The organism is Variovorax ureilyticus (assembly GCF_037889935.1).
Classification (GTDB): Bacteria; Pseudomonadota; Gammaproteobacteria; order Burkholderiales; family Burkholderiaceae_C; genus Variovorax; species Variovorax ureilyticus.
In genome coordinates, this window is sequence record NZ_JBBKZU010000001.1 from 600,431 (window position 1) to 625,361 (window position 24,931).

The 24,931-nt window shown below is 67.3% G+C and carries 25 protein-coding genes; 7 read left to right on the top strand and 18 right to left on the bottom strand.

Translation table 11 applies throughout. The annotated features are described in order from the left end of the window. Nucleotides 1-3 precede the first annotated feature (3 nt). Nucleotides 4-771 (top strand): class II aldolase/adducin family protein, encoded by a 768-nt coding sequence (locus WKW77_RS02905; protein WP_340355304.1) that lies wholly within the window; start codon nucleotides 4-6, stop codon nucleotides 769-771. 286 nt (nucleotides 772-1,057) lie between these two features. Here WKW77_RS02905 and WKW77_RS02910 read toward each other — a convergent pair whose 3' ends face one another. Then, a complete protein-coding gene (locus WKW77_RS02910) occupies nucleotides 1,058-1,621 on the bottom strand; it encodes a MarR family winged helix-turn-helix transcriptional regulator (protein ID WP_340355305.1) in 564 nt (187 codons plus the stop codon). A gap of 224 nt (nucleotides 1,622-1,845) precedes the next feature. On the opposite strand from WKW77_RS02910, the gene WKW77_RS02915 reads away from it, so the two are divergent. From WKW77_RS02915 to alaC, 6 genes are all read left to right on the top strand, one after another. Further along, the gene (locus WKW77_RS02915; RefSeq protein ID WP_422823107.1) at nucleotides 1,846-2,835 is read left to right on the top strand and encodes a Bug family tripartite tricarboxylate transporter substrate binding protein; all 990 of its coding nucleotides are present in this window, start codon (nucleotides 1,846-1,848) and stop codon (nucleotides 2,833-2,835) included. A gap of 153 nt (nucleotides 2,836-2,988) precedes the next feature. Continuing rightward, complete coding sequence (locus WKW77_RS02920) at nucleotides 2,989-5,304, top strand: xanthine dehydrogenase family protein molybdopterin-binding subunit (RefSeq protein WP_340355307.1); 2,316 nt, start codon at nucleotides 2,989-2,991, stop codon at nucleotides 5,302-5,304. Then, complete coding sequence (locus tag WKW77_RS02925; RefSeq protein ID WP_340355308.1) at nucleotides 5,297-6,178, top strand: FAD binding domain-containing protein; 882 nt, start codon at nucleotides 5,297-5,299, stop codon at nucleotides 6,176-6,178. The genes WKW77_RS02920 and WKW77_RS02925 overlap by 8 nt, the downstream gene beginning before the upstream one ends. Then, nucleotides 6,175-6,651, top strand: a complete 477-nt coding sequence (locus tag WKW77_RS02930; RefSeq protein WP_340355309.1) for a (2Fe-2S)-binding protein — start codon at nucleotides 6,175-6,177, stop codon at nucleotides 6,649-6,651. Before WKW77_RS02925 ends, WKW77_RS02930 begins: the two co-directional genes overlap by 4 nt. After that, nucleotides 6,641-7,519 carry an SRPBCC family protein gene (locus WKW77_RS02935; RefSeq protein ID WP_340355310.1) on the top strand — a complete coding sequence of 293 codons (879 nt, stop codon included), beginning with the start codon at nucleotides 6,641-6,643 and terminating at the stop codon, nucleotides 7,517-7,519. The genes WKW77_RS02930 and WKW77_RS02935 overlap by 11 nt, the downstream gene beginning before the upstream one ends. A 118-nt stretch (nucleotides 7,520-7,637) precedes the next feature. Next, entirely contained in the window at nucleotides 7,638-8,864 is a 1,227-nt protein-coding gene (alaC, locus tag WKW77_RS02940) for an alanine transaminase (RefSeq protein WP_340355311.1), read from the top strand. A gap of 34 nt (nucleotides 8,865-8,898) precedes the next feature. Here alaC and WKW77_RS02945 read toward each other — a convergent pair whose 3' ends face one another. The 17 genes from WKW77_RS02945 to WKW77_RS03025 form a co-directional block, all read right to left on the bottom strand. Beyond that, on the bottom strand, nucleotides 8,899-10,194 hold the full coding sequence (locus tag WKW77_RS02945) for an MFS transporter (RefSeq protein ID WP_340355312.1): 1,296 nt from the start codon (nucleotides 10,192-10,194) through the stop codon (nucleotides 8,899-8,901). A gap of 32 nt (nucleotides 10,195-10,226) precedes the next feature. Further along, nucleotides 10,227-11,357, bottom strand: a complete 1,131-nt coding sequence (locus WKW77_RS02950; protein WP_340355313.1) for a porin — start codon at nucleotides 11,355-11,357, stop codon at nucleotides 10,227-10,229. Nucleotides 11,358-11,392: 35 nt separating this feature from the next. Continuing rightward, nucleotides 11,393-12,364: a PDR/VanB family oxidoreductase gene (locus WKW77_RS02955; RefSeq protein WP_340355314.1), complete on the bottom strand. Its 972-nt coding sequence runs from the start codon at nucleotides 12,362-12,364 to the stop codon at nucleotides 11,393-11,395. Nucleotides 12,365-12,387: 23 nt separating this feature from the next. Then, a complete protein-coding gene (locus tag WKW77_RS02960) occupies nucleotides 12,388-12,819 on the bottom strand; it encodes a RidA family protein (RefSeq protein WP_340355315.1) in 432 nt (143 codons plus the stop codon). A gap of 14 nt (nucleotides 12,820-12,833) precedes the next feature. Further along, a complete protein-coding gene (locus WKW77_RS02965) occupies nucleotides 12,834-13,868 on the bottom strand; it encodes a Rieske 2Fe-2S domain-containing protein (RefSeq protein ID WP_340355316.1) in 1,035 nt (344 codons plus the stop codon). Nucleotides 13,869-13,904: 36 nt separating this feature from the next. Next, nucleotides 13,905-14,135, bottom strand: a complete 231-nt coding sequence (locus WKW77_RS02970; protein WP_340355317.1) for a recombinase-like helix-turn-helix domain-containing protein — start codon at nucleotides 14,133-14,135, stop codon at nucleotides 13,905-13,907. A gap of 45 nt (nucleotides 14,136-14,180) precedes the next feature. Further along, the gene (locus tag WKW77_RS02975; RefSeq protein WP_340355318.1) at nucleotides 14,181-14,513 is read right to left on the bottom strand and encodes a hypothetical protein; all 333 of its coding nucleotides are present in this window, start codon (nucleotides 14,511-14,513) and stop codon (nucleotides 14,181-14,183) included. Between the two features lie 21 nt (nucleotides 14,514-14,534). Next, nucleotides 14,535-15,530: a Bug family tripartite tricarboxylate transporter substrate binding protein gene (locus WKW77_RS02980; protein WP_340355594.1), complete on the bottom strand. Its 996-nt coding sequence runs from the start codon at nucleotides 15,528-15,530 to the stop codon at nucleotides 14,535-14,537. Nucleotides 15,531-15,541: 11 nt separating this feature from the next. Continuing rightward, the gene (locus WKW77_RS02985) at nucleotides 15,542-16,513 is read right to left on the bottom strand and encodes a VOC family protein (RefSeq protein ID WP_340355319.1); all 972 of its coding nucleotides are present in this window, start codon (nucleotides 16,511-16,513) and stop codon (nucleotides 15,542-15,544) included. Nucleotides 16,514-16,526: 13 nt separating this feature from the next. Continuing rightward, nucleotides 16,527-18,002, bottom strand: a complete 1,476-nt coding sequence (locus WKW77_RS02990) for an aldehyde dehydrogenase (protein WP_340355320.1) — start codon at nucleotides 18,000-18,002, stop codon at nucleotides 16,527-16,529. Between the two features lie 132 nt (nucleotides 18,003-18,134). Further along, nucleotides 18,135-18,938, bottom strand: coding sequence for an aspartate dehydrogenase (locus tag WKW77_RS02995; protein ID WP_340355321.1), 804 nt, complete (start codon nucleotides 18,936-18,938; stop codon nucleotides 18,135-18,137). 23 nt (nucleotides 18,939-18,961) lie between these two features. Beyond that, nucleotides 18,962-20,650, bottom strand: coding sequence for a thiamine pyrophosphate-binding protein (locus WKW77_RS03000; protein ID WP_340355322.1), 1,689 nt, complete (start codon nucleotides 20,648-20,650; stop codon nucleotides 18,962-18,964). A 152-nt stretch (nucleotides 20,651-20,802) separates the two neighbouring features. Beyond that, the gene (locus tag WKW77_RS03005) at nucleotides 20,803-21,642 is read right to left on the bottom strand and encodes an SDR family oxidoreductase (RefSeq protein WP_340355323.1); all 840 of its coding nucleotides are present in this window, start codon (nucleotides 21,640-21,642) and stop codon (nucleotides 20,803-20,805) included. A gap of 7 nt (nucleotides 21,643-21,649) precedes the next feature. Further along, entirely contained in the window at nucleotides 21,650-22,507 is an 858-nt protein-coding gene (locus WKW77_RS03010; protein ID WP_340355324.1) for an IclR family transcriptional regulator, read from the bottom strand. A 31-nt stretch (nucleotides 22,508-22,538) separates the two neighbouring features. Continuing rightward, the gene (locus WKW77_RS03015) at nucleotides 22,539-23,402 is read right to left on the bottom strand and encodes an alpha/beta fold hydrolase (protein ID WP_340355325.1); all 864 of its coding nucleotides are present in this window, start codon (nucleotides 23,400-23,402) and stop codon (nucleotides 22,539-22,541) included. A gap of 110 nt (nucleotides 23,403-23,512) precedes the next feature. After that, entirely contained in the window at nucleotides 23,513-24,061 is a 549-nt protein-coding gene (locus WKW77_RS03020; protein ID WP_340355326.1) for a cupin domain-containing protein, read from the bottom strand. A 25-nt stretch (nucleotides 24,062-24,086) separates the two neighbouring features. Beyond that, on the bottom strand, nucleotides 24,087-24,905 hold the full coding sequence (locus WKW77_RS03025; protein ID WP_340355327.1) for an SDR family oxidoreductase: 819 nt from the start codon (nucleotides 24,903-24,905) through the stop codon (nucleotides 24,087-24,089). Nucleotides 24,906-24,931: the final 26 nt, after the last annotated feature.

The following is a 24,931-nucleotide window of genomic DNA, read 5'->3' on the forward strand; positions in this document are numbered from 1 at the left end:
CCGATGAACGCCACCTCCACCAGCGAAGTCCAGAAACTCGTCAGCGCCGAAGAATGGCAGCTGCGCGTCGACCTTGCCGCCTGCTACCGGCTCGTCGCGCTCTACGGCTGGAGCGATCTCGTCTTCACCCACATCAGCGCGCGCGTGCCGGGGCCCGAGCATCATTTCCTCATCAATCCCTACGGCTTGATGTTCGACGAGATCACCGCGTCGAGCCTGATCAAGGTCGACAAGGCCTGCAACAAGATCATCGACTCGCCCTACCCGGTGAACCCGGCCGGCTTCGTGATCCACAGTGCGGTGCACGAGGCGCGCGAGGACATCCAGTGCGTGCTGCACACCCACACCCGCGCAGGCATCGCGGTCAGCGCGCAGAAGAACGGCGTGCTGCCGATCAGCCAGCAGTCGACCTTCGTGCTGGCGTCGCTGGCCTACCACGACTACGAGGGCGTGGCCTTCCGCGACGATGAGAAGCCGCGCCTGCAGGCCGACATGGGCCAGGCGAACTTCCTGATGCTTCGCAACCACGGCCTGCTGACAGTGGGCAAGACCATCGCGGACGCCTTCCTCTCGATGTACACCTTCGAGAACACCTGCCAGATCCAGATCGCTGCACAGGCGGGTGGCGGCGAGCTCACGCAGGTCGATCCGCGCATCGTCGAGGGCGTGGGGCACGCGATGAAGGTGCAGACCGGGGGGATGGGGGGCGCCTTCGTGTGGCCGTCGTTGATCCGCAAGTTGGATCGGGTGGATCCTTCGTACAAGAACTGAGCCTTTTGGGGCTGGGGCGGGATCACGCCGACGGTGTGCTCTGCTCCGCGAATGTCCCCCGCCCTTCGGGCTCCTCCTTTATTTCGCTGCGCAGAGCACACCATCGTCGTGATCCGTCACGGCCGTGGTCGATCGGCGGGCACCACGCAACGCTTCCCGTGGCGAGGTCGCCGGGTGGTCCCCGCAGCGAAATAAAGGAGGAGGCCGAAGGCCGGGGGACATCCGCGGAGGGGACCACCCGGTGGCCTCGCCACGCACCCCCGACCGATCACGGCAGGTCTCCCCGCTAGATATCCAACCCTGAGCCGTCCCGTGATGCCGGCAGGCGGCCCCTCGATTCCTCCTCCACGCGGCAGTACTCGCGCAGCTTGATCAGCGCGCGGTACAGCGCGTCGCGCTCTTGCGAATCCAGCACTCGCAGCGCTGTCGCCTGACGCTGGCGCGCGATCGGAATCGCCTCGGCGTGCAGCGCCCTGCCCGCCTCCGTGATCGAGCAGAACACCTTCTTGCGCGGCGTGTTGCCTTCTGCGCGCAGTTCCACGAAGCCCCGGTTTTCCAGCAGCTTGAGCGTGCGGCTCACCAGTGCCTTGTCCGACGTCGACTGTTGCACGAGGTCGCTGAAGGCCAGGGTCTCCGCATGGGCCACGAGCGAGAGCACGCGCCATTCGGACACCGAAAGGCCGAACTGGTCGGCATAAGGCAGCGTGACGATGCGCCGCAGGGCGTTGCCCACCTGGCTCATCATGGTCGTGATGAAGGCATCGACGGTGAGGCCGGTGCCCGCCGCGTCGAGTTCGGTCCACGGCGTTGTCTGTGCGCCGGCTGTCCGGGAAGAACTTTGTTCAGTCATGTGGCGCGCATTGTTCCATGGCCGTTCCGGCAGTCCATCGTGAAATAACTCAATTAGAAATTAATTGCGTCAATAGGTGGTTACGGCAAGTTGATGCATCAACATACGAGCGGACAATGACCTCTCGCTAGTGAATCACTGTTTCACTAATAAATCATCCCTTCCACGATGCCAGCTGCCATGCGGAGCCTTCACCTCCCCATGGCTCTTTCCAGGAGCCAGTGATGTTCTCGACCCGTCGCCAAGTTCTTCTTGCAGCCACGATGGAGGCTTGCGCCATGACCGCCGGACCCGCCGCCTTCGCCCAGGCGCCGTACCCCGCCAAGACGATCAGCGTGATCGTGTCCTATCCCCCGGGCGGCGATACCGACGCCATTGCGCGTATGTTCGCGGACAAGCTCTCGCAGCGCCTGAACCAGACGGTCATCATCGACAACAAGCCCGGGGCCGGCGGCGCGCTGGGCAACAACTTCGTCAGCCGCGCTCCGGCGGACGGCTACACGCTGCTGTTCACGCCCAACCCCTTCACCACCGCCCCGCTGGTGATGAAGCTGTCGCCGAGCGCCAGCTACGACGTGCTGCACGGCTTCGAGCCGATCGTCAATACGGCGACGCAGCCGCTGGTGCTGGTCGCCAACCCGGCCGTCGGCGTGAAGACGCTTCCGGACCTGATCAAGCTCGCCAAGGGCGGCAAGCAGGTGACCTATGCCAGCCCGGGCGCCGGCTCGCCGATGCACATCGTGGGCGAATGGCTCAACAAGGCCGCGGACGTGAAGTTCACGCACGTGCCCTACAAGGGCGTCGGCCCCTCGGTCACCGACGTGGTGGCCGGCCATGTCGATACCGCCTGGGTCACCTTCGGCGCGGTGCGTGCGTACCTGGAAAACGGCCGCCTGGTCCCGCTCGCGATCGGCGACGCGCAGCGCTCCAAGCTCGCGCCGAACGTGCCCACGCTGGTGGAACTGGGCTACAAGGACGTGATCGTCGGTTCGTGGAACGGCTTCTTCGCGCCCAAGGGCACGCCGGCACCGGTCGTGAAGATGCTCAACGAGAACCTCAACGAGATCCTCAAGCAGCCTGAAGTGGCCGAGAAGCTCGCGGTGTTCGGCGCCCTGCCGGCAGGCGGCGCGGCCGACAAGCTGGGCAAGATCAATTCGACCGACTACACGGTCATGGGCAAGGTCATCAAGGACCTGGGCATTTCCGCTGAATAAAGCTCGCCCCCAGGCTGCGCGCACTTCGTGTCGCTACGCCAACCCCCTACCGGGGGCAACACCGGCGGACCGGCAGAGCCGGATCCGCGGTGTTTCGCGAACGGACTTCGCCTTGCTCGTCCTTGTGACGCCGCAAAGGTATTGAGGTGAATCATGAAGAATCCCCCTGAACTCTCCACGCCCAGCGCTTCGACGCTGGGGGCGGATATTCCGCAGGTCACGGCGCGGGCCAAGGTGCTCGGGCGCGCGATGTACGCGGGCGACATCAAGGTGCCGGGCATGCTGCACGGCAAGGTGCTTCGCAGTCCCTATCCGCATGCGCGGATCGTGTCGATCGATGTGTCGGAAGCGCTCGCGCTGCCGGGCGTGAAGGCGGTGCTGACGGGCGCCGATGCGCCGCGCGCGATGTGGGGCGTGCACCACAAGGAACGGCGCATCCTCGCCGAAGGCATCGTTCGCTTCGCCGGCGAGGAAGTGGCCGCGGTGGCCGCGACGACGGAAGAGATCGCCCGCGATGCGCTGGACCTGATCCGGGTCGAGTACGAAGAACTGCCGGCGATCCTCACGCCCGAGGAGGCGATGGACGAGGAAGCGCCGGGCGTGCACCCGGGACGCAACAACATCTCGCACGAGATCCGTTTCGAGCGCGGGGATGCCGATGCGGGATTCGCTTCCGCGCACATCGTGCATGAAGCGACCTACGACACGCACGCGCAGTACCCGGGCTACCTGGAGCCGATGGGCACGGTCGCGACCATCGATCCGGAAGGCCGCCTCGTGGTGTGGACGTCGACGCAGTCGATCACACAGGCGCGCCTGCGGCTCGCCGCAGCGCTGGAACGTCCGATTTCGAGCATTCGCGTGCTGCAGGCGACCACCGGCGGCGGCTTCGGCGGCAAGATGGTGGAAGACGCCAACAACCTCATCGCCGGTCTGCTGGCAGTGAAGACCGGCAAGCCGGTGCGCGTGGTCAACAACCGGCTCGAGGACTTTCTCGCGTGCTGCTCCAGCGTGCCCGAGCGCATCACGCTCAAGCTGGGCATGGACCAGGGCGGGATCATCGTCGCGAAGGACGTCCGCATCATTGCCGAATGCGGCGCTTACTCCGGCCTCTCCGCCGAGGTCATGCACGTCACCGCGATGCGCAGCGACAACATGCATCGCAACCCCAACGTGCGCTCGCATGCCACGCTGGTCTACACCAACAACCCGCCGCACGGCGCGTTCCGCGGCTTCGGCGGCACGCAGATGCAGTTCGCGCTGAACAGCCACATCCACACGATGGCCGGCATGCTCGGGCTCGATCCGGTGGAGATCCACAAGCGCAACGCGATCCGCAAGGGCGACGTGTCGATCCACGGCTGGGAGATCGGCAGCACCGGCCTCGTCGAGTGCATCGACCAGGCCACGCAGGCGCTCGACTGGGAGGCCAAGCGCAAGGCGCCGAAGTCCAGCGGACCGAAGAAGCGCGGTATCGGCATGGCCGCCGCGATGCACGTCAGCGGCAACCGCACCATCGGCAACTGGGACGGCTCGACCGTCGTCGTCAAGATCAACGAGGACGGCCGCATCTTCATCATGAGCGGCGAATGCGACATGGGCCAGGGCGCGATGACCATGCTGAGCCAGGTGGTCGCGCACGAACTCGACCTGCCGCTTTCGCATGTGCTGGTGCTGCAGCCCGACACCGACACCTCGCCGATCGCGATCGGCTCGCTCGCCTCGCGCGTGACCATCGCGGCCGGCAATGCCGCGATCGTCGCGGCGCGCATGGCACGCGACAAGCTGTTCGCGCTCGCGTCGAAGCAGTGGAACGTGCCGGTCGAGCGACTAAGGCTCGCGGGCGGCGCGGTCTTCGTGGCCGATGCGCCCGAGCGCCGCGCGACCATCGCCGAACTGGCGAAGCTCCATGTCTGGACGCACGGCGGCGAAGGCATCCAGGTCAGCGGCACCTGGGACGCCAAGACCGTGATGCACGACGACAAGGTCTACGGCAACATCGCGCCGGCCTACTCCTTCGCCGCGCAGGCGGTCGAAGTCGAGGTCGACACCGAAACCGGCCAGGTCACCGTGCTCGACAGCTACGTCTCGGACGACTGCGGCAAGGCGCTCAACCCGATCGCGATCCATGGCCAGACCAACGGCGCCACGGTGCAGGCCTTCGGCTGGGCGCTCTACGAGCAGCTTCAGCTCGACAACGGCCGCCTCATGAACGGCAACTTCGCCGACTACACGATGGCGACCGCCGATGCGGTGCCGATGCTGCGCGGCGGCTTCGTGGAATCGAACGATCCGAACGGCCCCTATGGCGCGAAGGGCGCGAGCGAGACCGCCATCCTGCCCGGCGCGCCCGCCATCGCCAATGCAGTGTTCGACGCCATCGGCGTGCGCATCACCGATCTGCCGATCACCCCCGAGAAGATCCTCGCCGCATGGCGGGCGAAGAATGAGGAGACGCGCCATGCGTGACTTCGACTACCTTGAACCGACCACCATCGACGAAGCCAGCCGCATGCTCGCGGACCTCGGCGACGAATGCCGCGCCATCGCGGGCGGCACCGCGCTGATGCTCGGCATGCGCCAGCGCATGCTGACGCCGACGCACCTCGTCTCGCTCGCGCGCATCGAGGCGCTTCGCGGCATCGACTTCGATCCCCAACGCGGCCTTCGCATCGGCGCCCTCTCGCGCCATGCGGATGTCGCGAACTCGGGCGTCGTTCAGAAGCACTACCCGGTGCTCGCGAGCATGGCCTCGCGCGTCGCGAATCCGCAGGTGCGCAACCAGGGCACGATCGGCGGCAACCTCTGCTATGCCGATCCTTCCACCGACCCGCCGGGCTGCCTGATGGCGCTCGATGCGCAAGTCGTGCTCGGCAGCGCGCGCGGCGAGCGCGTCCTCGGCATCGAGGAGTTCCTCGTCGACTACTACGTCACTGCACTGGAGCCCGACGAGATGGTCGTCGAGATCCGCGTGCCGCCGCTCGCCGCCGGCACCGATGGCGTCTACACGCGCTTCCTGCGCACCGCCGCCGAGCATCGTCCACTCGCCAGCGTGGCCTTCGTGGCACGGCGCGAAGGCGCACTGTGCCGCGAAGCGAAGCTCAGCGTCGGCGCATCGACGCCGATCCCGACCCGGCTGCGCCGCGCGGAGGCCTTCCTCGAAGGCCGCACGGTCACTGCCGACATCGCGGCCGAGGTCGCCAACATCGTCGCCGCGGACATCGAGCCGGTGTCGGACGCGCGCGGCTCGGCGGACTTCCGCCGCGACATGGTGCGCGTCGTTGCGCGCCGCACCGTGGCCGAGTTGTTCGGCCTCGACATGAACGAAGGAGCCCTCCAGTGAGCCAGCACCGAATCGAATGCACCGTGAACGGCGAGGCGCAGAGCGTCGAAGTGCCGGCACGCCGACTGCTGTCGGACTTCCTGCGCGACGACCTGCATCTCACCGGCACCAAGCGCGGCTGCGAAACCGGTATCTGCGGCGCCTGCTCGGTACTGGTGGATGGCGAAGTCGTCAAGTCGTGCCTCAAGCTGGCCGTGCAGGTGCAGGGCTGCGAGATCACGACCGTCGAAGGCCTGGCCAACGGCGACCAGCTCCATCCGCTGCAGGAAAGCTTCATGCAATGCGGCGGACTGCAATGCGGCTACTGCACGCCGGGTTTCCTCATGACCTCGTGCGCGATGCTCAAGAACAACCCCCGACCGACCGCCGACGAGGTGCGGCATGGCCTCAACGGCAATCTCTGCCGCTGCACCGGCTACACGCAGATCGTCGAATCCATCCTGACCGCCGCGGAGAAGATGCATGGAAATTGAAAAAACACTGACCGTCGCTGCGGCCCCGCAGCGCGTATGGGCCCTGCTGCTCGATCCGCAGGTGATGGGCGGCTGCGTGCCGGGCATGAAGTCGATCGAGGTCGTGAGCGATGTCGAGTACGTGGCGCTGATGCACGTGAAGATCGCCTTCATCAACGCCAAGTTCAAGCTGCGCACCACCATCGTGGAGCAGCGCGAACCCAGCTACCTGCGCGCCGAAGGCACGGGCGAAGACGCCTCGGTCGCGAGTTCGCTGAAGCAGCAGAGCGAGATCTTCCTCACGCCGACCGCGGAAGGCGGCACCGAGCTGCGCATCAAGGTCAACGTCGACGTGCTCGGCCGCCTCGGCACCTTCGGGCTCAGCGTGATGAAGACCAAGGCCGACCGGATGTGGGAAGAGTTCGGCGCGAACCTCGCGGCGCGCATCGATGGCGGGGAGGCGCCGGCGGCATCGGCATCGGCGCCGGTCGCTTCGCCCTCTCCCGCGCCTGCAACGGCGACGGAGGCACCTGCCGCGCCGACGCCTGCACCCAAGGCTGCTGCCGCCCCGAGCAAGCCAGCGCCACAGGTCGTACACGAAGCGGCCTCGGCCGTCGCCCCGGTCCTTTCCGACAGCGGCAAGCCGACCCACGCGGCCCGCCAGCACGTTGCGCCGGCGCGAGCGGCCAACGCGCATGAGCGCGAACCCGAACCCGGCTGGTGGTCCCGCCTGCTCGGCGTGCGCAACGGTCGCGCTGCCCAAGCCCTCGCAACGGACCGCTCGATTCGCATCGAGGTCCGCCAGCTCGACAAGACGATCCACATCGAATGGCCGCTCGAAGGCGCGGACCAGTGCAAGAACTGGTTGCGCGAACTGCTCGCGAAGTGACCAAGCGGCAGCAGCCGCTATGATGAGTCCGGCGCCACATGCATCGACCCCGGTCGGTACACGCGGCGCCAAACGTCGCTCGGACGGTTCCGGGCGCTAACGTCAAGGAAAACTCTTCATGTCATCCGCTGGCACGCGCCGCTTCGCGCGCATCGATCGCCTTCCCCCCTACATCTTCAACATCACCGCCGAGCTCAAGCTCGCGGCTCGCCGGCGCGGCGAGGACATCATCGACATGAGCATGGGCAACCCCGACGGGGCCACGCCGGCGCACATCGTCGCCAAGCTCACCGAAGTCGCGCAACGGCCGGACACGCACGGCTATTCGTCGTCCAAGGGCATTCCGCGGCTGCGCCGCGCCATCGCCCACTGGTATCGCGAGCGCTACGACGTCGAGATCGATCCGGACAGCGAGGCGATCGTCACCATCGGCTCCAAGGAAGGACTCGCGCACCTGATGCTCGCGACGCTCGATCGCGGCGACACGGTGCTGGTGCCGGACCCGAGCTACCCGATCCATATCTACGGCGCGGTCATCGCCGGAGCCGACATCCGCTCGGTGCCGATGAACCCCGACATCGACTTCTTCGCCGAGCTCGAAAAGGCGATCCGCGGCAGCTATCCCAAGCCGAAGATGATGATCCTCGGCTTTCCGTCGAACCCCACCGCGCAGTGCGTGGAGCTGGACTTCTTCGAGCGCGTCATTGCACTCGCGCGCAAGCACGAGATCCTGGTGGTGCACGACCTCGCCTATGCCGACATCGTGTTCGACGGCTGGAAGGCGCCGTCGATCATGCAGGTCAAGGGCGCGAAGGACGTCGCCGTCGAGTTCTTCACCCTCTCCAAAAGCTACAACATGGCCGGCTGGCGCGTCGGCTTCATGGTGGGCAACGCCGATCTGGTCACGGCCCTCGCGCGCATCAAGAGCTATCACGACTATGGCTCCTTCACGCCGGTGCAAGTCGCGGCGATCGCGGCGCTCGAAGGCGACCAGCAATGCGTGCGCGAGATCGCCGCGCAGTACCAGCGGCGGCGCGACGTGCTCTACAAGGGGCTCATGGAAGCCGGGTGGCAGGTCGACAAGCCCAAGGCGTCGATGTATATCTGGGCGAAGATCCCGGAGCCCTACCGCGCACTCGGCTCGCTCGAGTTCGCCAAGCAGCTGCTGGCCAAGGCCAAGGTGTCGGTCTCGCCGGGGATCGGCTTCGGCGACCAGGGCGACGACTACGTGCGCTTCGCGCTGATCGAGAACGAGTCGCGCATCCGGCAAGCCGTGCGGGGCATCAAGGCCATGTTCAAAGCCGATGGCCTGGTGAAGCCGGCCACCGCCCCCGCGTCCGTCTGAGCGTCGAGGCGGGCCCGCAACCCGTCTCCGGCATTCAGGCCACCGTCGCGGTCATGCCCGGCTGCGGCGCGTGGCGCTCGCGCAGCCACAGGATCAGGCCGCAGACGAACACGACCAACTGCGTGCCGATAAGCATCGCGAAGCCCGCGAAGAAGCCCGCTGCCGAGCCGCCCGACGTGCCCGCACCGCCCGAGAGCGCACCGATCACCGCGCCCATGACGGCCGGCATGAAGCCCGCCACGAGGCTGCCCGTGCCGTTGACCACGCCGAAGGCGCTGGCCACGTGCTCTGGCCGCGAGCAGTACTGCACCGTGCTCGGGATCGCCGGGCTCATCAGGCCCCAGCAGAAGTTGGCGGCGACGAGCGAGTACGCGGCGACGTAGCGGTCCTGCGCGCTGATCGCCAGCAGCACCGCCAGCGCCACGCCCACGCTCGCCCCCATGAATATGAAGGGCACGTGCAGCCGCTCGATCTTGTCGATGAGCACGCCGCCCAGCAGCACGGCGAGCACCGTCGCGTACTGCGGCAGCGATGCGAGCCAGCCCATCTCGCGCAGCGAGAAGCCGCGCGCTTCCTTGAGGTAGGCCGGCAACCAGTTGCTGCCGCCCCAGAGGTAGGCAAGCACCGCGGAAGTCAGCACCGTGATGAGCACGAGGTGCCGCGTGTGCAGTGCGCCGCGCGCGATGCCGGCCACCTTGGCCATCGCCTCGCCGAAAGTGCGCGGCTTGGCCTGGTTCACATACGACGCCGGCATGCGCACGAAGGCGAGCACCAGCGGAATGCCCAGCACGATGTTCAGCAGGCCGAGCACGTGGAACGAGGTGTCCCACGCGTAGGTGGCGAGCAGATACCCCACGAAGGGATAGCCCACCGCGAGACCCAGCCCGGTGCCCATGTTGACGAAGGAGTTCGGCTTGCCGTTCTCACGGTCTTCGAAGTGCGCCTTGATGTACGACGAAGCCAGCGAGAACAAGGGCCCTTCCGAGACGCCCAGCAGGATGCGCGACGCGAGGAGCATGCCGTAGCCGGTGAACCAGGGCGTGACGAAGGTCACCACGCCCCAGAGGACGAGGCCCATGATCAGACTCTTTCGCACTCCGAACAGCGCCGCGCAGAACGGCGTCAGCACGAAGGCCGACACGCCGTAGCCCACCATGAAGGCGGTCGCGAGCAAGCCCTGGCTGACGCGGTCGGTCGCGGCGATGCCCATGTGACCGAGGAACGCGGGGTCGGTGATGAGGACCGCGATGTTGATGCGGTCCACATAGGAGATGGCGACGATCACGAACAACGTGATCACGCCGTACCAACGAAATTGTCTGGCTTGCATGGCAATGCTCCTGTGAGTGGGCGGCGCCGGCGCTAGAAGGCGTGCCGCATGCCGAACTCGGTTCCGGTGGACGCGTGGTTCGGCGAGGTCGTCGAGCCGCTGAGCGCCTGCGAGGCACCGTTGCTGTTGGAAATGCGCGCGACCGTCGCATACACGGCGCTGCGCTTGGAGAGGTTGTAGACGTAGCCCAGCGCGACCTTCGAGGAGGTCGGCTTCGGCACGTTGCCCGCCGGCTCACGCTCGTAGCGTGCGTAGGACAGCTTGATCTCGCTCGCGCCGATCGGCAGGTTGAAGCCGACGAGTGCGCCCTTGCCGTCCAGCGTGCCCTGCGACTCGTCGTAGTACTCGCCCATGAGCTTGAGGCTCCACAGCGATTCGAAGATGTACGACGCACCGATGTTCGACACGCGCAGGTTGTTGGACACCGGCAGATTGGCCGCGATGAGCGTATAGGTGGTGCGGCCGGTGGCCAGCGCGATGTTGAACGGACCGTTCAGGTAGCCCACGCGCGCGCCGACGTAGTTGCCGTCGTTGTGGCTCCAGGTCGGCAGCAGGCCCACGATGTCCGAGCGCGATTCGTTCTCGCCCATCGCATACATGAGCTGACCGTAGAAGCCGCCGAGCGTGGGCGGCAGGAAGTAGCCCACGCTGTTGGACGCGCGCGTGCCCGTGGGCGAGGTCAGCCCGCCGAAGCCCGAGAAGTAGATCTGGTTGGCGCCGATGCCACCGCCCGTGCCGAAAGGATCGAACAGCGCCGTATTCCAGAACGTGGGCGTGTAGTCGCGGCCCGCGCGCACTTCGCCGAAAGGGCCCGACAGGCTCACGGTGGAGCGGCGGTTGAAGGTCAGGCCCCCGAGCGTGGTGTTGCCGCTGGACTGGTTGTTGGTGTTGGTCGTGAAGCCGCTGCCGGTGTCGTTCTGCAGGCCGGCTTCGAGCCAGAAGCTCGCCGCATAGCCGCCCCCGAGGTCTTCGGTGCCACGGAAGCCCAGGCGGCTGAAGGTGTTCGAGCTGTTGGTCAGCTGCCATTTGCTGGTGGCCAGCGGGCCGGAACCCGTCGTGTAGGCGACGGCCGCATCGAGCACGCCGAACAGCGTCACGCTCGATTGCGCGCAGGCGACGCCCGCGGCCATGCATGCGGCCGCGGCCACAAAGGTCTTCTTCATCTAGTTTTTTCTTTCGAGGGCTGGGGGATATCGCGTCAGATATCCAGGACGAGCGGGCCGCGCTTGCAGCCCGAAACACAAATCATGATGGTCTTGTTGGCCGCCTGTTCGGCCTTGGTCAGGATGCCGTCGCGATGGTCGATCTCGCCGGCCTCGATGACCCTCGTTTCGCAGGCGCCGCAGACGCCTTCCTTGCAGCTGTGGTCGGGATTGAGGCCCGCATCGATCAGGCTGTCGAGGATCGACTTGCCCGGCGGCACTTCGACGGACTTGCCGCTCTTCGCGCATTCGACGATGTAGGTCGCCGTTGCCGCCGGCGCTTCGACGTGCACCGCCGCGAAGCGCTCGATGTGCGCATGCGGGAAGCCGAGCTGCTCGCAGGCCTTCTCGAAGCTGTCGAGCATCGGCGTCGGGCCGCAGCAGTAGTAGTGGCTATCGGCGCCCTTGCCTGCCAGCAGTTCGACGAGGTTGGGCGGCGCGCCCTTCTCGTCATCGAAGTGCCAGGTGAGCTGCACACCCTTCTCGGCCGCGAGCGCGCCGATCGACTCGCAGAAAGCCGCTTCCTTGCGGGTGCGCGCGCAGTACAGGATCTCCACCGGCTTGCCGATCGCCACCAGTCGCTGGAGCATGCACCAGATCGGCGTCACGCCGATGCCGCCGGCCACCAGCACCGAGCGCTCAGCGCCCTCTTCGAGCTTGAAGTTGTTGCGTGGCGCCGAGATCGGCAGCGTCATGCCCACGCGCAGCTGCTGGTGCACGTAGCGCGAGCCACCACGACTCTTGCGGTCGTTGAGCACGCCCACCACGTAGCGCTGGCGGTCGCTCGACGGATTGCACAGCGAGTAGCTGCGCACCAGGCCGTTGGGCAGGTGCAGGTCGATGTGGGAGCCGGCCTCGAAGGCGGGGAAGTCCACGTCCGGCGAGGCGGGGCGGAATTCGACGCTGACGATGCCGTCGGCTTCGTAGCGCATCGTGTGCACCAGGGCGTTCAGCGTGGGGGAAGACATGGCGGAAACCTCGAAGAAACGATTCAGTTGACGGTGCGCAGGTCGACGTCGAGCCGCGCGAAAGCGTCGATCTCGACGCGAAGTTCGGAAAACACCAGCGCGCTGACCGCGACCAGGGTGGAGGCCGGGTAGGCCGATCCGGGCGCCTGCGCGAAGAAATCGCGCCGGGCGCGCCCGACCTCGTCCTTGTCCGCGATGTCGGTCACGTACACCACGAGCTTCACGATGTTGTGGATGCCGCCGCCCGCGGCTTCGAGCAGCGCCTGCACCTTGCGCAGCACCACGAGCGCCTGCTCGTAGGCGCCGAGCGGCTTGCCCGCCTGCGCGGCGTCGCGCGTCGCCGGATGCGCCGTCTGGCCGGACAGCACCACCTCCTGGCCGACGACAAGCGCGTTGGACCAGGTGGCGTGCGGCAGATCGGGCACCGACTGGCAGGCGACGCGGCGCACGGACATGGCGGCTCCCGCGGTCATGCGGTCTGGGTGGCAGCCTCGATCTGCTGCTGGGCCAGGTTGCGCATGTGGCGACGCAGGCGGACGATGCCCAGGTCGTGCTGGTAGAGCTGCTCGTGCTGGTTCGCATCGAGCTCCATGTTCTCGATCAGCACGCGGTCCTGCTCGAGCACGTGCCAGTGGCGTGCCTCGAGGCGGTTCTTGTAGAGGAAGCGCCACGTATCGCGCTCCCAGCCCTTCGGCAGCTTGCGCACGCGCCAGTGGAAGGCGCACGACAGGGTCGGCGAGATCGGGGTGTAGCTGCCGACGATGATGAAGTTGCCGCCGGGGCCGCCGGTCTTCGGGTACGGGATCTCCAGGCGCATCCAGTGCAGGCCGGTGTCGGCCCATTCGGTCCAGTCGAAATTGACGTTGCGCTGGCCTTCCTTCTCGAACACGAAGCCGGTGTCGGTCGCGCGGATGCCGAACTTGGCCTTCGAATCGCCCTCGGCCATCGAGTGCGACTGCTTGTGCAGGAAGGTGCCGTGCATCGGGTCCATCACGTTGTCGAGCACGTAGCGGTAGTCGCCCTTCCACTCGGCATAGCAGAGGAAATGCGAGTACTCGTCCTCGTTGGTGAGCTGCTCGGGCAGCACCAGCGGGGGCGGCGTCTCGACATCGTTCTTCGAGTTGTAGAGCCACACCGCGCCGGCCTTCTCTTCCACGTGGAAGAACCGCGTCGCGTGCGAGCCTTCGAGCTTGCAGCCCGGGCTGCCCGGCACCTTGGTGACCACGCCGTCGCAGCGCACCTCCACGCCGTGGTAAGGACACGAGAGGCGGTCGCCCAGGATCACGCCCTGCGACAGCGGCGCACCGCGGTGCGGGCAGCGGTCTTCGAGCGCGTGCAGCTTGCCCGCGTGATCGCGCCAGAACGCGAGCTTGCGACCGAGGCGGCGCAGCGACACCGGCCGTTCCTTGATGAGGCTCGACGGGCAGATCGGATACCAGAGGTCCTTGAGGCCGACTTCGAGCAGTTGGTCAACGGGATCGACTTGGATGGGAATGGTCGTCATGGTGGGTTCCTCGAATGAAGAAAGGATGTCGGCGGATCAGCGGCCGAGCGCGGCGATCTCTTCGCGGTAGATGGCCTCGGTCCAGAGCTGGCCGCTCGGGCTCGTGATGCCATCGCGATTGAGCGCTTCCACCAGGCCGGTCAGGTCGTGGACGCCCGCGGCATAGGCCCGCTCGATCGCGTCGCCGAGCAGGTCTTCGTAGGTGGTGGGAGTGCGCGTACGCGCCTGATGCGGTTGGAGAATGCGGTCGGTCATGGTTCGCTCCATCGGGGGTTGTTGGGAGGTGCGTCAAAGGTTGCGTTGGATACGGCCTCACTGGCCGCCGTTGCGTACGCGTTCGCGGATGCGTTCGCGCACGGGAACGAAGTCGTAGGTCGGATAGCACTCGGTGCTGAACACGCCCCAGGCACGACGTTCGAGTTCGAGGTTCACCAGCGGCAGCTTCTCCGGCGGCAGCTCCAGCGTGAGGATCTGGCCCAGCCCCATCGCCACCGTCCACGAGACGATGCGCGTGCCTGCCGGCGGGAAGGACTCCCACCAGTCGCTGGCCTTCATGCGCGATTGCACGTCGTCCAGCGTGAGGCCGGGGTGATGCTTCATCACGATCGTGAGAAGCAACGAGGGCGAGGCGGCTGCGGTGCTCATGCTGTGGTCCGGTTCCTGCGCTTATTCGGCGACGATGTTGCGCGCCTTGATGATCTGTGCCCAGACCTTGGTCTCGTCGCGCATGGCTGTGGCGAATTCGGCCGGCTTCATGGTGGCCGCCGTCATGCCCTGCGCCTGAAGCTTCTCGCGCACGTCGGGGCTGGCCAGCATGTCGGCCGCATCCTTCGCGAGCTGCTCGACCACGGCCGACGGCGTACCGGCGGGCGCCAGCAGGCCGTACCACGAGGTCACGTTCACGCCCTGGATGCCCTGCTCCGCCAGCGTCGGAATCTCGGGCGCCACCGGCGTGCGCTTGGTGTCGGTAATGCCCAGTGCGACCAGCTTGCCGCCCTTGATGAACTGCAGCGTGCCCGGTAGGTTGCTGAACATCAGCGGCACCACGCCGCCGAGCACGTCGTTGAGCGCGGGCGCCGTGCCCTTGTACGGCACGTGCAGCAGATCGACGCCGGCCTGCTGCTTGAACAGCTCGCCCGCCAGATGCAGGCCGCTGCCCACGCCCGGCGATGCATACGACAGGGTGCCCGGCTTGGCCTTGGCTTGTGCGACGAGGTCCTTCGCGGTCTTGATGCCCGCGGTCGGTGCGGCCACCAGCACGTTGGGCGCCTTGGCGAGCATCGTGACCGCCACGAAGTCCTTCTCGATGTTGAACGGGAAGTTCGGCATCAAGGTCGGGTTGATCGTCAGGTTGCCGGCCGGCACGACGAGCAGCGTGTGGCCGTCGCCCTTGGCGCGCTTGACCTTGTCCATGCCGATGTTCCCCGCCGCACCGGCGGCGTTGTCGACCACGGCCACCTGGCCGTAGCGCTTGGCGAGACCGTCCGAAAGGATGCGCGCCAGCGTGTCGACCGGCCCGCCCGGCGGGAACGGCGAGACGATCGTGAAGCGATCACTGCCGAGCTGCTTCTGGGCTTCGGTCTGGGCATGCGCCGACGCCAGGGCCCCCAGGGCCAGCAACGTCGTGCCGAGCAGGCGAAACATGGAAGTGCGGCGATTCATGGTCATGACCTTCATCTTTTTTCAGTGAGGAATTTGCCTTCGGGGCCTTGCACGTTTTTCTGGCGACGGGTGTTGCCGTCGAGGCCACCATCGATCGCCCATTCTGCGAAGACGGTCGGGCCAGGTTCGAACTCGCGCGGCTGCCATTCGGCGGTGAGCTGGTCTTCATCCGCGTAGTACTCGATCAGGCCACCGGCCGGATTCTTGAAGTACCAGAAGTACGCCGACGAGATCGGGTGACGGCCCGGACCCAGTTGCGTGTCCCAGCCCTTGCGCGAGAAATGCAGGCCGCCGCCGAACACTTCGTGGATGTCGCGCACGGTGAAGGCCACATGGTTCAGGCCGCGCTTGCCCGACGGGAGCTGCAGCAGGAACAGGTCGTGGTGGCCGCCGTCCGGGGCGCAGCGCATGAAGGCGCCGCGGTTCGGGTAGCTGTCGGAGCCCACGAAGCCGAAGCGGTCGCTGTAGAACGCGCTGGTGCCCTTCACGTCGCTCACGAAGAAGACCACATGGCCGACTTCGATCGGCGTCGCGCGTTCGTAGATCGGCGCGGGCTGGTTGATGCGCTGCTTCGCGTTCCAGGTGTTCATCGCGCCGCAGTCGACTTCGACTGCGCGCTTGCGCGAGACCTGCAGGCGCACCGCCAGGCCGTTCGGGTCGATGCAGCCGATGCGGCGTGCGCCCTCGACGTTGCCGTCGGTGAAACCCGGGTCCTTCGCGATCGCGGCGGCGTAACGGTCGAGGTCGGCGTCGTTCTGCACGCCCCACACCACTTCGAGCAGCGTCGGGCCCTCTTCCATCGCGACCGGCAGGCCGGGCTTGCCCAGCGCAGCGACCACCACGCGGCAGCCGTTCAGGCACTCGAAGACGAGTTCGTCGACGGCTTCGGACTTCAGGGCGAGGCCCCAGTCCTGGAAGAAGGTGCGGCAGGTCGCGAGGTCTTCCGCGCCGTAGGTGATCTGGTCAATGCCAAGTACGCTCATTTTGTTCTTCCTGTCAGTTGGCCCAAGGGAGCGGCTGCTCGTTGGTGCCCCAGTACATGCTCTTCTGCTCCATGTACTGGAAGATGCCTTCGCGGCCCTTCTCGCGGCCCAGGCCGCTGTCGCGCCAGCCACCGAACGGCGTCGACACAGAGAACTGCTTGTAGATGTTGACCCAGACGGTCCCGGCCTGCACTGCGCGCCCGAGCTTCCAGGCGCGCTTGAAATCGCGGCTCCACACGCCGGCAGCCAGCGCGTAGACGCTGTCGTTGGCCTGCTTGATCAGCTCTTCCTCGCTGTCGAATGGCATGGCGACCAGCACCGGGCCGAAGATTTCCTCCTGGGTGATGCGCGCGTTGTTGGTCAGGCCTTCGAGGATCGTCGGCGTGTAGAAGTAGCCCTTGTCGAGGCCGTTGCCGTGCGGACGCACGCCGCCGGTGCGGATGTGCCCGCCCTCGGAGACTCCGAGTTCTACGTAGCGCTCGATGCTCTCGCGGTGGCGCGCGGTGATCAGCGGGCCCATCTGCGTGCGCTCGGAAGCCGGGTCGCCCACGCGCAGCGCATTGGCGCCTTCGACCAGCCGCGTGACGAACTCGTCGTAGATGTCGCGCGCCACGAACAGGCGCGAGCCCGCGATGCAGGATTCGCCCGAGCTGCTGAAGATGCCGTAGAGCACGCCGTTGACCGCGTGGTCGAGGTCCGCGTCTTCGAGCACCATCGTCGGCGACTTGCCGCCGAGTTCGAGCGAGACCGGCATCATCTTGTCGGCCGCGATGTGCGCGATGTGCTTGCCCGTGGTGGTACCGCCGGTGAACGACACGCGCTTGACCAGCGGATGCTTGGTGATGGCGTCGCCGATCACGGACCCCTTGCCCGGCAGCACGCTGACGATGCCCTTCGGCACGCCGGCTTCTTCGCAGATGCGGGCCAGTTCGAGCGCCATGACGGGCGTGACTTCGGCGGGCTTGACGACCACCGCATTGCCGGCGGCCAGGGCCGGCGCCAGCTTCTGCGCCTCGCTCGCGATCGGCGAGTTCCACGGCGTGATCGCGGCGACGACGCCCATGGGCTCGTGCACGCTCATCGTGACAAACGGGCCGCGCGACGGCGTGATGGTTTCTTCGAGGGTTTCGAGTGCGGCAGCGAAGAACTGGAAGGTGCCGGCAGCGCTGGCCACGAGCGCGCGGGTTTCGTTGATCGGCTTGCCGTTGTCCAGGCGCTGCTTCTGCGCGAGGGATTCGGCCTGCTCGCGGATGAGATGGGCCACGCGGTGCAGCACGGCGGCACGCTCGTGCGGCAGCTTCTGTGCCCAGCCGCTGGTGCGGAAGGCGTGGTCGGCGCGCTGGATCGCTTCTTCGACATCGGCCAGGCTCGCCGCCTTCAGGCGCGCGATCGGCTCGCCGGTGGCGGGATAGAGGCTCTCGTAGACATCGGCGCCGCCGAGGCGCCATTCGCCGCCGACGTTGATGGGGAGCAGTTCGGTGGAAATCATGGAATAACTCTCTTCAATGCCTTACCGCGCGATGCCAGGAACCCCGCGGAACCGGCTTAGCCGGGCCGCCGGGGTTGCCCCCGGAGATGGGGTGTCCGAGCCACACGAAGTGGGCGAGGCTGGGGATGAACTTCATATGCTGAGAGGCGCGACACGGTTGCGCAGCGCGCGCACCGCGCTGTAGACGGTCAGCGCCGAAGTCTTCGGATTGGCCGCCAGCGGCTTGTTGCGCATGGTCAGCTCGAAGTTGCCGAAGGCGCCCTCGGCTTCGACCGTGTGGACGTTCTCAGTGACGGCTGGATCGGCGATCAAGCGCACGCTGGTGCGGTCGAGACCGAGGCCGGCGAGCGACACGGTGGCCGCGACGTTGGCGTTCTTGGGATAGAGCGTCGCGGCTTCGCGTGCGCTGCCTTCGAAGATCACGGTGGGACCGGCGAGCGCGCCGAGATCGCGGCCCTGCTCGGCGGGCGTACCCTTCCAGGCGTGCGGCGGCTTGCGGCCGGTGTAGCGCACGGTCTCGAGGCCGCCGATGCGTGCCGCGGCCAGCGCATCGATGGCGCCGATCGCGCCGGCGATGAGCTGGACTTGCGTCTTGCCGGCAACGGCGGCGGCTTCCAGCTTCTCGGCAAAGCCCTGAGCCGACAGCGCACCGACGGATGCCACGACGCAAGGTGTGCCGCGCTGCAGCGCGGGCAGCACATGCGCCTCGATCGCCGCATGGCCCGCCGCTTCGACGACGAGGTCGATGCCTTGCGCCGGCACGGCCGACACCACCTGGGCGCCGGGCGCGAGCCGCGCGGCGACATCCTTCGTCGCTGCGAAGGCATCGGCAGGCACCACGATGGCAGCCACCGAGATTCCCGCGTCTTCGCGCAGCAGTTCCAGCGCTGCAGTGCCGATGGCGCCGCAACCGATCAGAGCGATGCGAACGGACATGTCTGGCCTTTCCTGTGCGCTGCTCACTTGCCGCCGCCGAGCGCCGGGATCTGCGTGATCTTGTTGACCGGCGGCCCGGCGAAGGTGCTCTTGAAGCTGCCGATCGTGAGCATGTCGATTTCGAGCAGGAACGGGCCGTCGGTCGACAGGGCTTCGTCCAGTCGCGCCGGCAGCTGGTCGAGGCCGGTCACGCGGGCGTGCGGCAGCGCGATCGACTTGCACAGCAGGTCGTAGTCGGGCGTGTGCAGCTCGGCGTAGCAGCGACGGCCGCCGTATTGCACGTCCTGGATGTTCTTGATGACGCCGTAGCTCTTGTCGTTCATGAGCACGATGACCATCGGTGCCTTTTCCTGAACCATGCAGGCGAGTTCGCCGAGGTTCAGGATGAAGCCACCGTCGCCGGCCAGACAGAAGGTCTTGCGGCCCGAGCCGGTGACCGCTGCGCCGATGGCCGCACCGATCGCCATGGGCATGCCCTGGCCGATGCCGCCGCCGGTGGCGTGCACACCCGCGCTGGGTTCGAAGATGCGCAGCTCACGGTTGCCCCAGGTGCTGTTGGAGACGGTCACGTCGCGCACCCAGTTGAAGTTGCGTCCGGCCGAAGCCTGGATCTGGCTCACGAGTTCGGCGTAGGGGCCGAGGCCGTCGCGCAGCGTGGCGACCGCCTCGTCGTGCGCGGCGCGCAGGTCCGTCAACAGCTTCGGGTCGGCCTTGTACCGGGCGGCTTCGAGACGGTCGGCCAGGCCTTCGAGCGCGAGGGCCGAATCGCCGCAGACGAAGGCGTCAGTCGTATAGCAGCGGCCCTCGACAGCGCCGTCGGCGTCGATGCGGTAGAGCGGGCGCGGCAGCTTCAGCTCGTACTTCAGCGTTTCATTGCCGCGCAGCCGCGAACCGACGACGAGCATCGCGTCGCAGGTCTGGTAGAGCGCCTCGACCGGCTTCTGGATGTTGTAGGCGCCGAGCGAGCCTGGATCGTCCTCGGGCACCGTGCCGCGGCCCTGCGTGGTGGTGACCACGCCGAAGCCGAGCTTCTGCAGCCGCTTGATGGCCGCGCCGGCGTGGCGTGCGCCGCCGCCGATCCAGAGCATCGGGCGCTTGGCCTTCGCGAGGTTCGCGGCCAGCGCGTCGAGGCCGGCCTTCGACGGAAGGGCGGCCTCGATCGGCAGCGGCGACAGGTCTTCGGGCATCGTGACGAGCGCGGACTGGATGTCGATCGGGATCTCGACGCTGACCGGGCCTGTCGGCGCGGTCAGCGCGACCTGCACCGCGCGCTTGAGCGTACCGAGCACGTTCTCGACGCTGCGCACGCGGAAGGCGGCCTTCGAGACGGCCTTGAGCATGGTGAGCTGGTCCGGCGCCTCGTGGATGTACGACATGCCCTTGTCGATGTAGGGCGTCTCGATCTGGCCGGTGATGTGCAGGACCGGCGCGCCGGCGGTCAGCGCCTCGACCATGCTGCCGGCGATGTTGCCTGCGGCCGGGCCGGTGCTGGTGATCGCCACGCCGAGGCTGGCGGTGGAGCGCGCATAGGCGTCGGCCATGTTGCCCGCACCCGCTTCGCCGCGCGCCGAGATGAACCGGACCGCACCGCGCTGGGCGAAGGCGTCCAGGATCGGCATGTTGTGGATGGAGATGACGCCGAACGCAGCCTTGACGCCGCACTGTTCGAGGAAGGCCGCGACGACTGCGCCGACGGTGACTGTGTTTTGCATATCTGTTCTCACTTGGGTCTTTGATGGACGGAGCGCTTCAACTGGCGCGATGGAGGCACGGAACACCGCGGAACCGGCTCAGCCGGGCCGCTGGTGTCGCCCCCTCGAGGGGGTGCAGAAGCCACACGAAGTGGGCAAGGCTGGGGGTGGGCTCATGCATTTCGGGAATGGCCTCCGGAGATGTCGATGTGGGCGCCCGTCGTGTAGGACGCGAGGGGCGAAGCGAGGAAAAGGATGGCGCGCGCGGCTTCGACGGGAAGTCCCAGGCGGCCCATGGGGATGTGCTTGCTCTTGGCGAGCTGGCCGGTCCAGGTGGGCCAGTCCAGGCTCTTGTCTTCGCGCGCCTCGAAGCGGCGGCGCCATTGGCCGGACTCGATCAGGCCGATCAGGATGCCGTTGACGCGCACACCCTGCGGCGCGAACTCGGTGGCCATCGAGCGAACGAGGTTCAGCAAACCGGCACGTGCCGCCGAAGTCGCGACCATGTGCGGCTCGGGCTGGCGTGCGAGCAGCGAATTGGCACAGACGATCGCCGCGTCGCCGACCACGACGCGTTGGGCCGCGAGCTGCGGCAGGAAGGCGCGCGTGGGGTTGATGACCGAGAAGAACTTCAGGTGCAGCTCTTCGGTCCACGCCGAGTCTTCGGTGTTCGCGAAGGTGCTGACGCGGCCCTGCCCCGCGTTGTTGACGAGCATCGACGCGGCGCCGAGCGCGGCCTCGCTCTCGGCCGCGAAGCTCTGCACCGATTCGGCGTCGAGGACGTCGCAGGTGCGGGCGAACAGTTCGGCCTTCGGGAACTTGGCGCGAAGGCCGGCCACTGCGCCGTCGAGGCGCTCGGCGTTGCGGCCGCACAGCGCGACCGACGCGCCGCATTCGAGAAGCAGCTCGACAGTCGCGAGGCCGATGCCGGAGGAGCCGCCGGTCACGACCGCGACGCGGCCTGCGAGCGCATCGGGCGCGAAAAAGGGAGTGGAGATCGTTGGCGTGGTCATGATCGTCTCAAGCCCGGTCGTCGGCGCGGCTGCCGTTCCGCAGCGGAACCACCTTGGCGGAAGCCGCGGGCGAATAGTTCAGGAGGCCGGAGATGGCATCGGCGGTGTCGCGCACGCGCTGCACCATTTCGTCCATGCGGTTCTCCTCGATGTGGCCCGAGGTGATGGTGACGCCCAGCGCCGCCACGATGTGGCCGCTGTGGTCGCGCACGGGCGCGGCGATGGTGGAGATGTTCGATTCGAAGAAGCCTTCGCCCAGCACGTAGCCGCGCGAGCGGTCGGCCTGGACCATGTCGAACAGCTCGGTGACCGTCTTGGGCGTGCTCGGCGAGAAGGTCTCGAGCTTCTCTTCGGGGTAGAGCGCGCGCAGCTGCGGCAGGCTCAGATCTTCCAGAAGGATGCGGCCGAGCACCGTGGCATGCGCGGGCAGGCGCGTACCGACCGTGACCGAGCTCGCGAACGGCGTCGGCGGCGCGACCTTGGCCACGTAGACGATCGAGCGGCCGTCGCGCACCACGAGGTTGCAGGGCGTGCGCAGGTCCTCGCACAGGCGCTGCAGGAGCGGCGTGCCGAGCTGCGTGAGTTCGAGCGACGCGAGGTACTCGAAGCCCAGGCGCAGCACCGCGAGGCCGAGCCGGTAGTCGCGGCCGCCCTCGGTCTTCTCGAGGAAGCCCATGTTCTCGAGCGTCGTGAGCAGACGGAAGACCGTCGAGCGCGGCAGGTCGAACCGGCGCGCCAGTTCGGGAGCGGACAGCGAGCGGTTCTCGCGGCTGAATTCGCACAGCACGCGAAGGCCGCGCTCCAGCGCCGGGACGTTGTACCGGTCGGAGCCCTCTTCGATCACTTCATTGCCAGGGGTGGTCATAGGTCTCTGGTTCTGTTGCTTGTTGTTCGGATCAGGCGGCCAGCGCTTCGCGCAGCAGCGGCGCCACCACCGAGGGCCGCTCCACGTAGCTGGCATGGCCCGCGCGGGGGAGCAGTTCGAGTGCGACGCCGCACTTGCGCGCGACCTCCTCGCACGCTGCCGGCGTCGTGACCACGTCGAGCTCGCCGCAGGCCACGCGCACCGGCATCGCGGGCGGCAGGTCGGCCAGCAGATCGGCACCGCAGAGCAGCTCGACGGCCTGCCGATAGCCGCGGTCGTTCAGCCGGGCCATGTTCCAGCGCACCCATTGGCGCGCGAGTTCGCTGGCGTTCTCCGACACGAGGCGGCCCGAGCGGCGGGCGGCCATGCCGGCGACGCCGAGCTTGTCGAGGGTGTCGAGCCGTTCGGTGCGAACGCGCTGGCTGGCTTCCGGGCGCGTGCCGTAGCCGGCGGCCGGGCTGATGAGTACCAGCCGACGGATGCGCGCAGCCAGCGGCGAACCCGGGCGGGCCGCCGAGGCGGCGGTGAGCGCGCCCAGCGAATGGCCGACCAGCACGCAGGATTCGATCTCCATCGCGTCGAGCAGGCCGAGCAGGCGCTCGGCATAGTCCGCCGCCTTGGGCGCGTCGGGCGTGAGCGGTGTGGAAGCACCGTAGCCCGGCGCATCCCATGCGATCAATCGTGCGTCCGATTCGAGCAGTAACGCCATGTCGAGCCACGACGCAGCCCCCGAGCCGATGCCATGCAGGCACACCAGCGCAGGGCCGGCGCCGCATTCACGCACCGAGACGACACCGCCGCGCACCTGCACGCTGCGCGCTGGAAAGCGCGCGTCGAGGCGGTCCACTTCGGACTGCGGCAGGCTCGGTAGTTCGATCGTTGATGCGTTGGTCATGGTCTCTTTGTTTCAGGGATACCGCGGAACCGCTTCGCCGGGCCGCCGGTATCGCCCCCGGCGAGGGGGTCGGCGGCTACGCGAAGCGGGCAAGCCTGGGGGAGTGCCGCTTACCTCTTGATCTTGGCGAGGGGATGGTCGGCCGGGTACGTCGGCGTGACCGGCTTCTTCGAGCCGAGCATCACGCACATCAGCGCGTCTTCGTCGCCGATGTTGATTTCCTCGCGGTAGACGCCCGGGGGCACCGACACGACATCACGGTCCGTCAGGACGGTCTCGTAGCGCTCGCCGTCGGGCGTGGTCAGCACCACCTTGAGCTTGCCGCGCATGACGAAGAACACTTCCTCCACGTCGACGTGGAGGTGCGGCGGGCCTTCATGGCCGGCGGGGATCACCATCGTGGAGAAGGTGAAGTTCTCCGACGGGATGGTGTTCATGTCGCTCGCGACGCCGGTGCCGCCGGTGCCGATGTAGCGCATCTGTGCGCGGCGGAACTTGGGGTCGTGGTCGGCCTGGAACTTCAGCGCGTCCCAGTCGTACTTGCGCGTGGAAAAGCGTGCGACACGGCTGGTCATCCACTCTTCGAAGCTCGCGCCTTCGGGGCGGGCCCAGCTCGGTTGTTCGTTGTCGATGCTCTTTTGCTCGGACAGATCGCTCATCGCGTTTACTCCTTTGTCGAAAAAATCAATGCATGACGAAGCCGCCGTTGACGGCCAGCAACTGGCCCGTCACGAAGCGCGACAGGCCGGACAGGCCGAACAGCACCGCGCCGCAGACGTCGACCGCCTGCTGCTCGCGCGGAATCGAGCGGCCTTCGAGGTACTTCTGGTGCCGTGCCATCGGCACGTATTCGGTGGCCTCCACCAGCGTGAGGCCCGGCGCCACGGCGTTGACCGTGATGCCATCGCCACCCCACTCGCGCGACAGCGAGCGGGTCATCGAGATGACGGCACCCTTGCTCGACGCATACGCGAGCAGGTTGGGCGCTCCCCAGAGGGCGGTGTCGGACGCGAGATTGACGATGGCGCCGCGGCCGCTCTTCGCCAGCGCGGGCTGGCACGCGCGGCTCATGAGCCAGGTGCCGCGCACGTTGACGTTCATCACGCGGTCCCACATTTCGATCTCGAGCGCGTGGGCATCCTTGCCGCCGGAATTGGTGATCGCGGCGTTGTTGACCAGGCCGTCGAGGCCGCCGAGCAGCCGCACGGCTTCGTCGGCGCCGGCGGTGATCGATGCCGGGTCCGACAGGTCCATCGCGAGACCGTGCGCGTTGAAGCCCTCCTCGCGCATCGCCTGCGCTTCGGTCTGCGCGAGGTCCGCGAGGATGTCGGCCAGCACCACGCTCGCGCCGGACTTGGCGATGCACTTGGCAAATGCCAGCCCGAGGCCGCGCGCAGCGCCGGTCACGAGCACGCGGCGGCCCTTGAGCAGGTCGGCCGGCAGTTCGGCGAGCAGCGCGTTCAGGCTGGCGGGATCGGCGGTGGTGTTCAAAACAGCGGTCATGGTTAGATCAGTCCTTCAGGATCCCG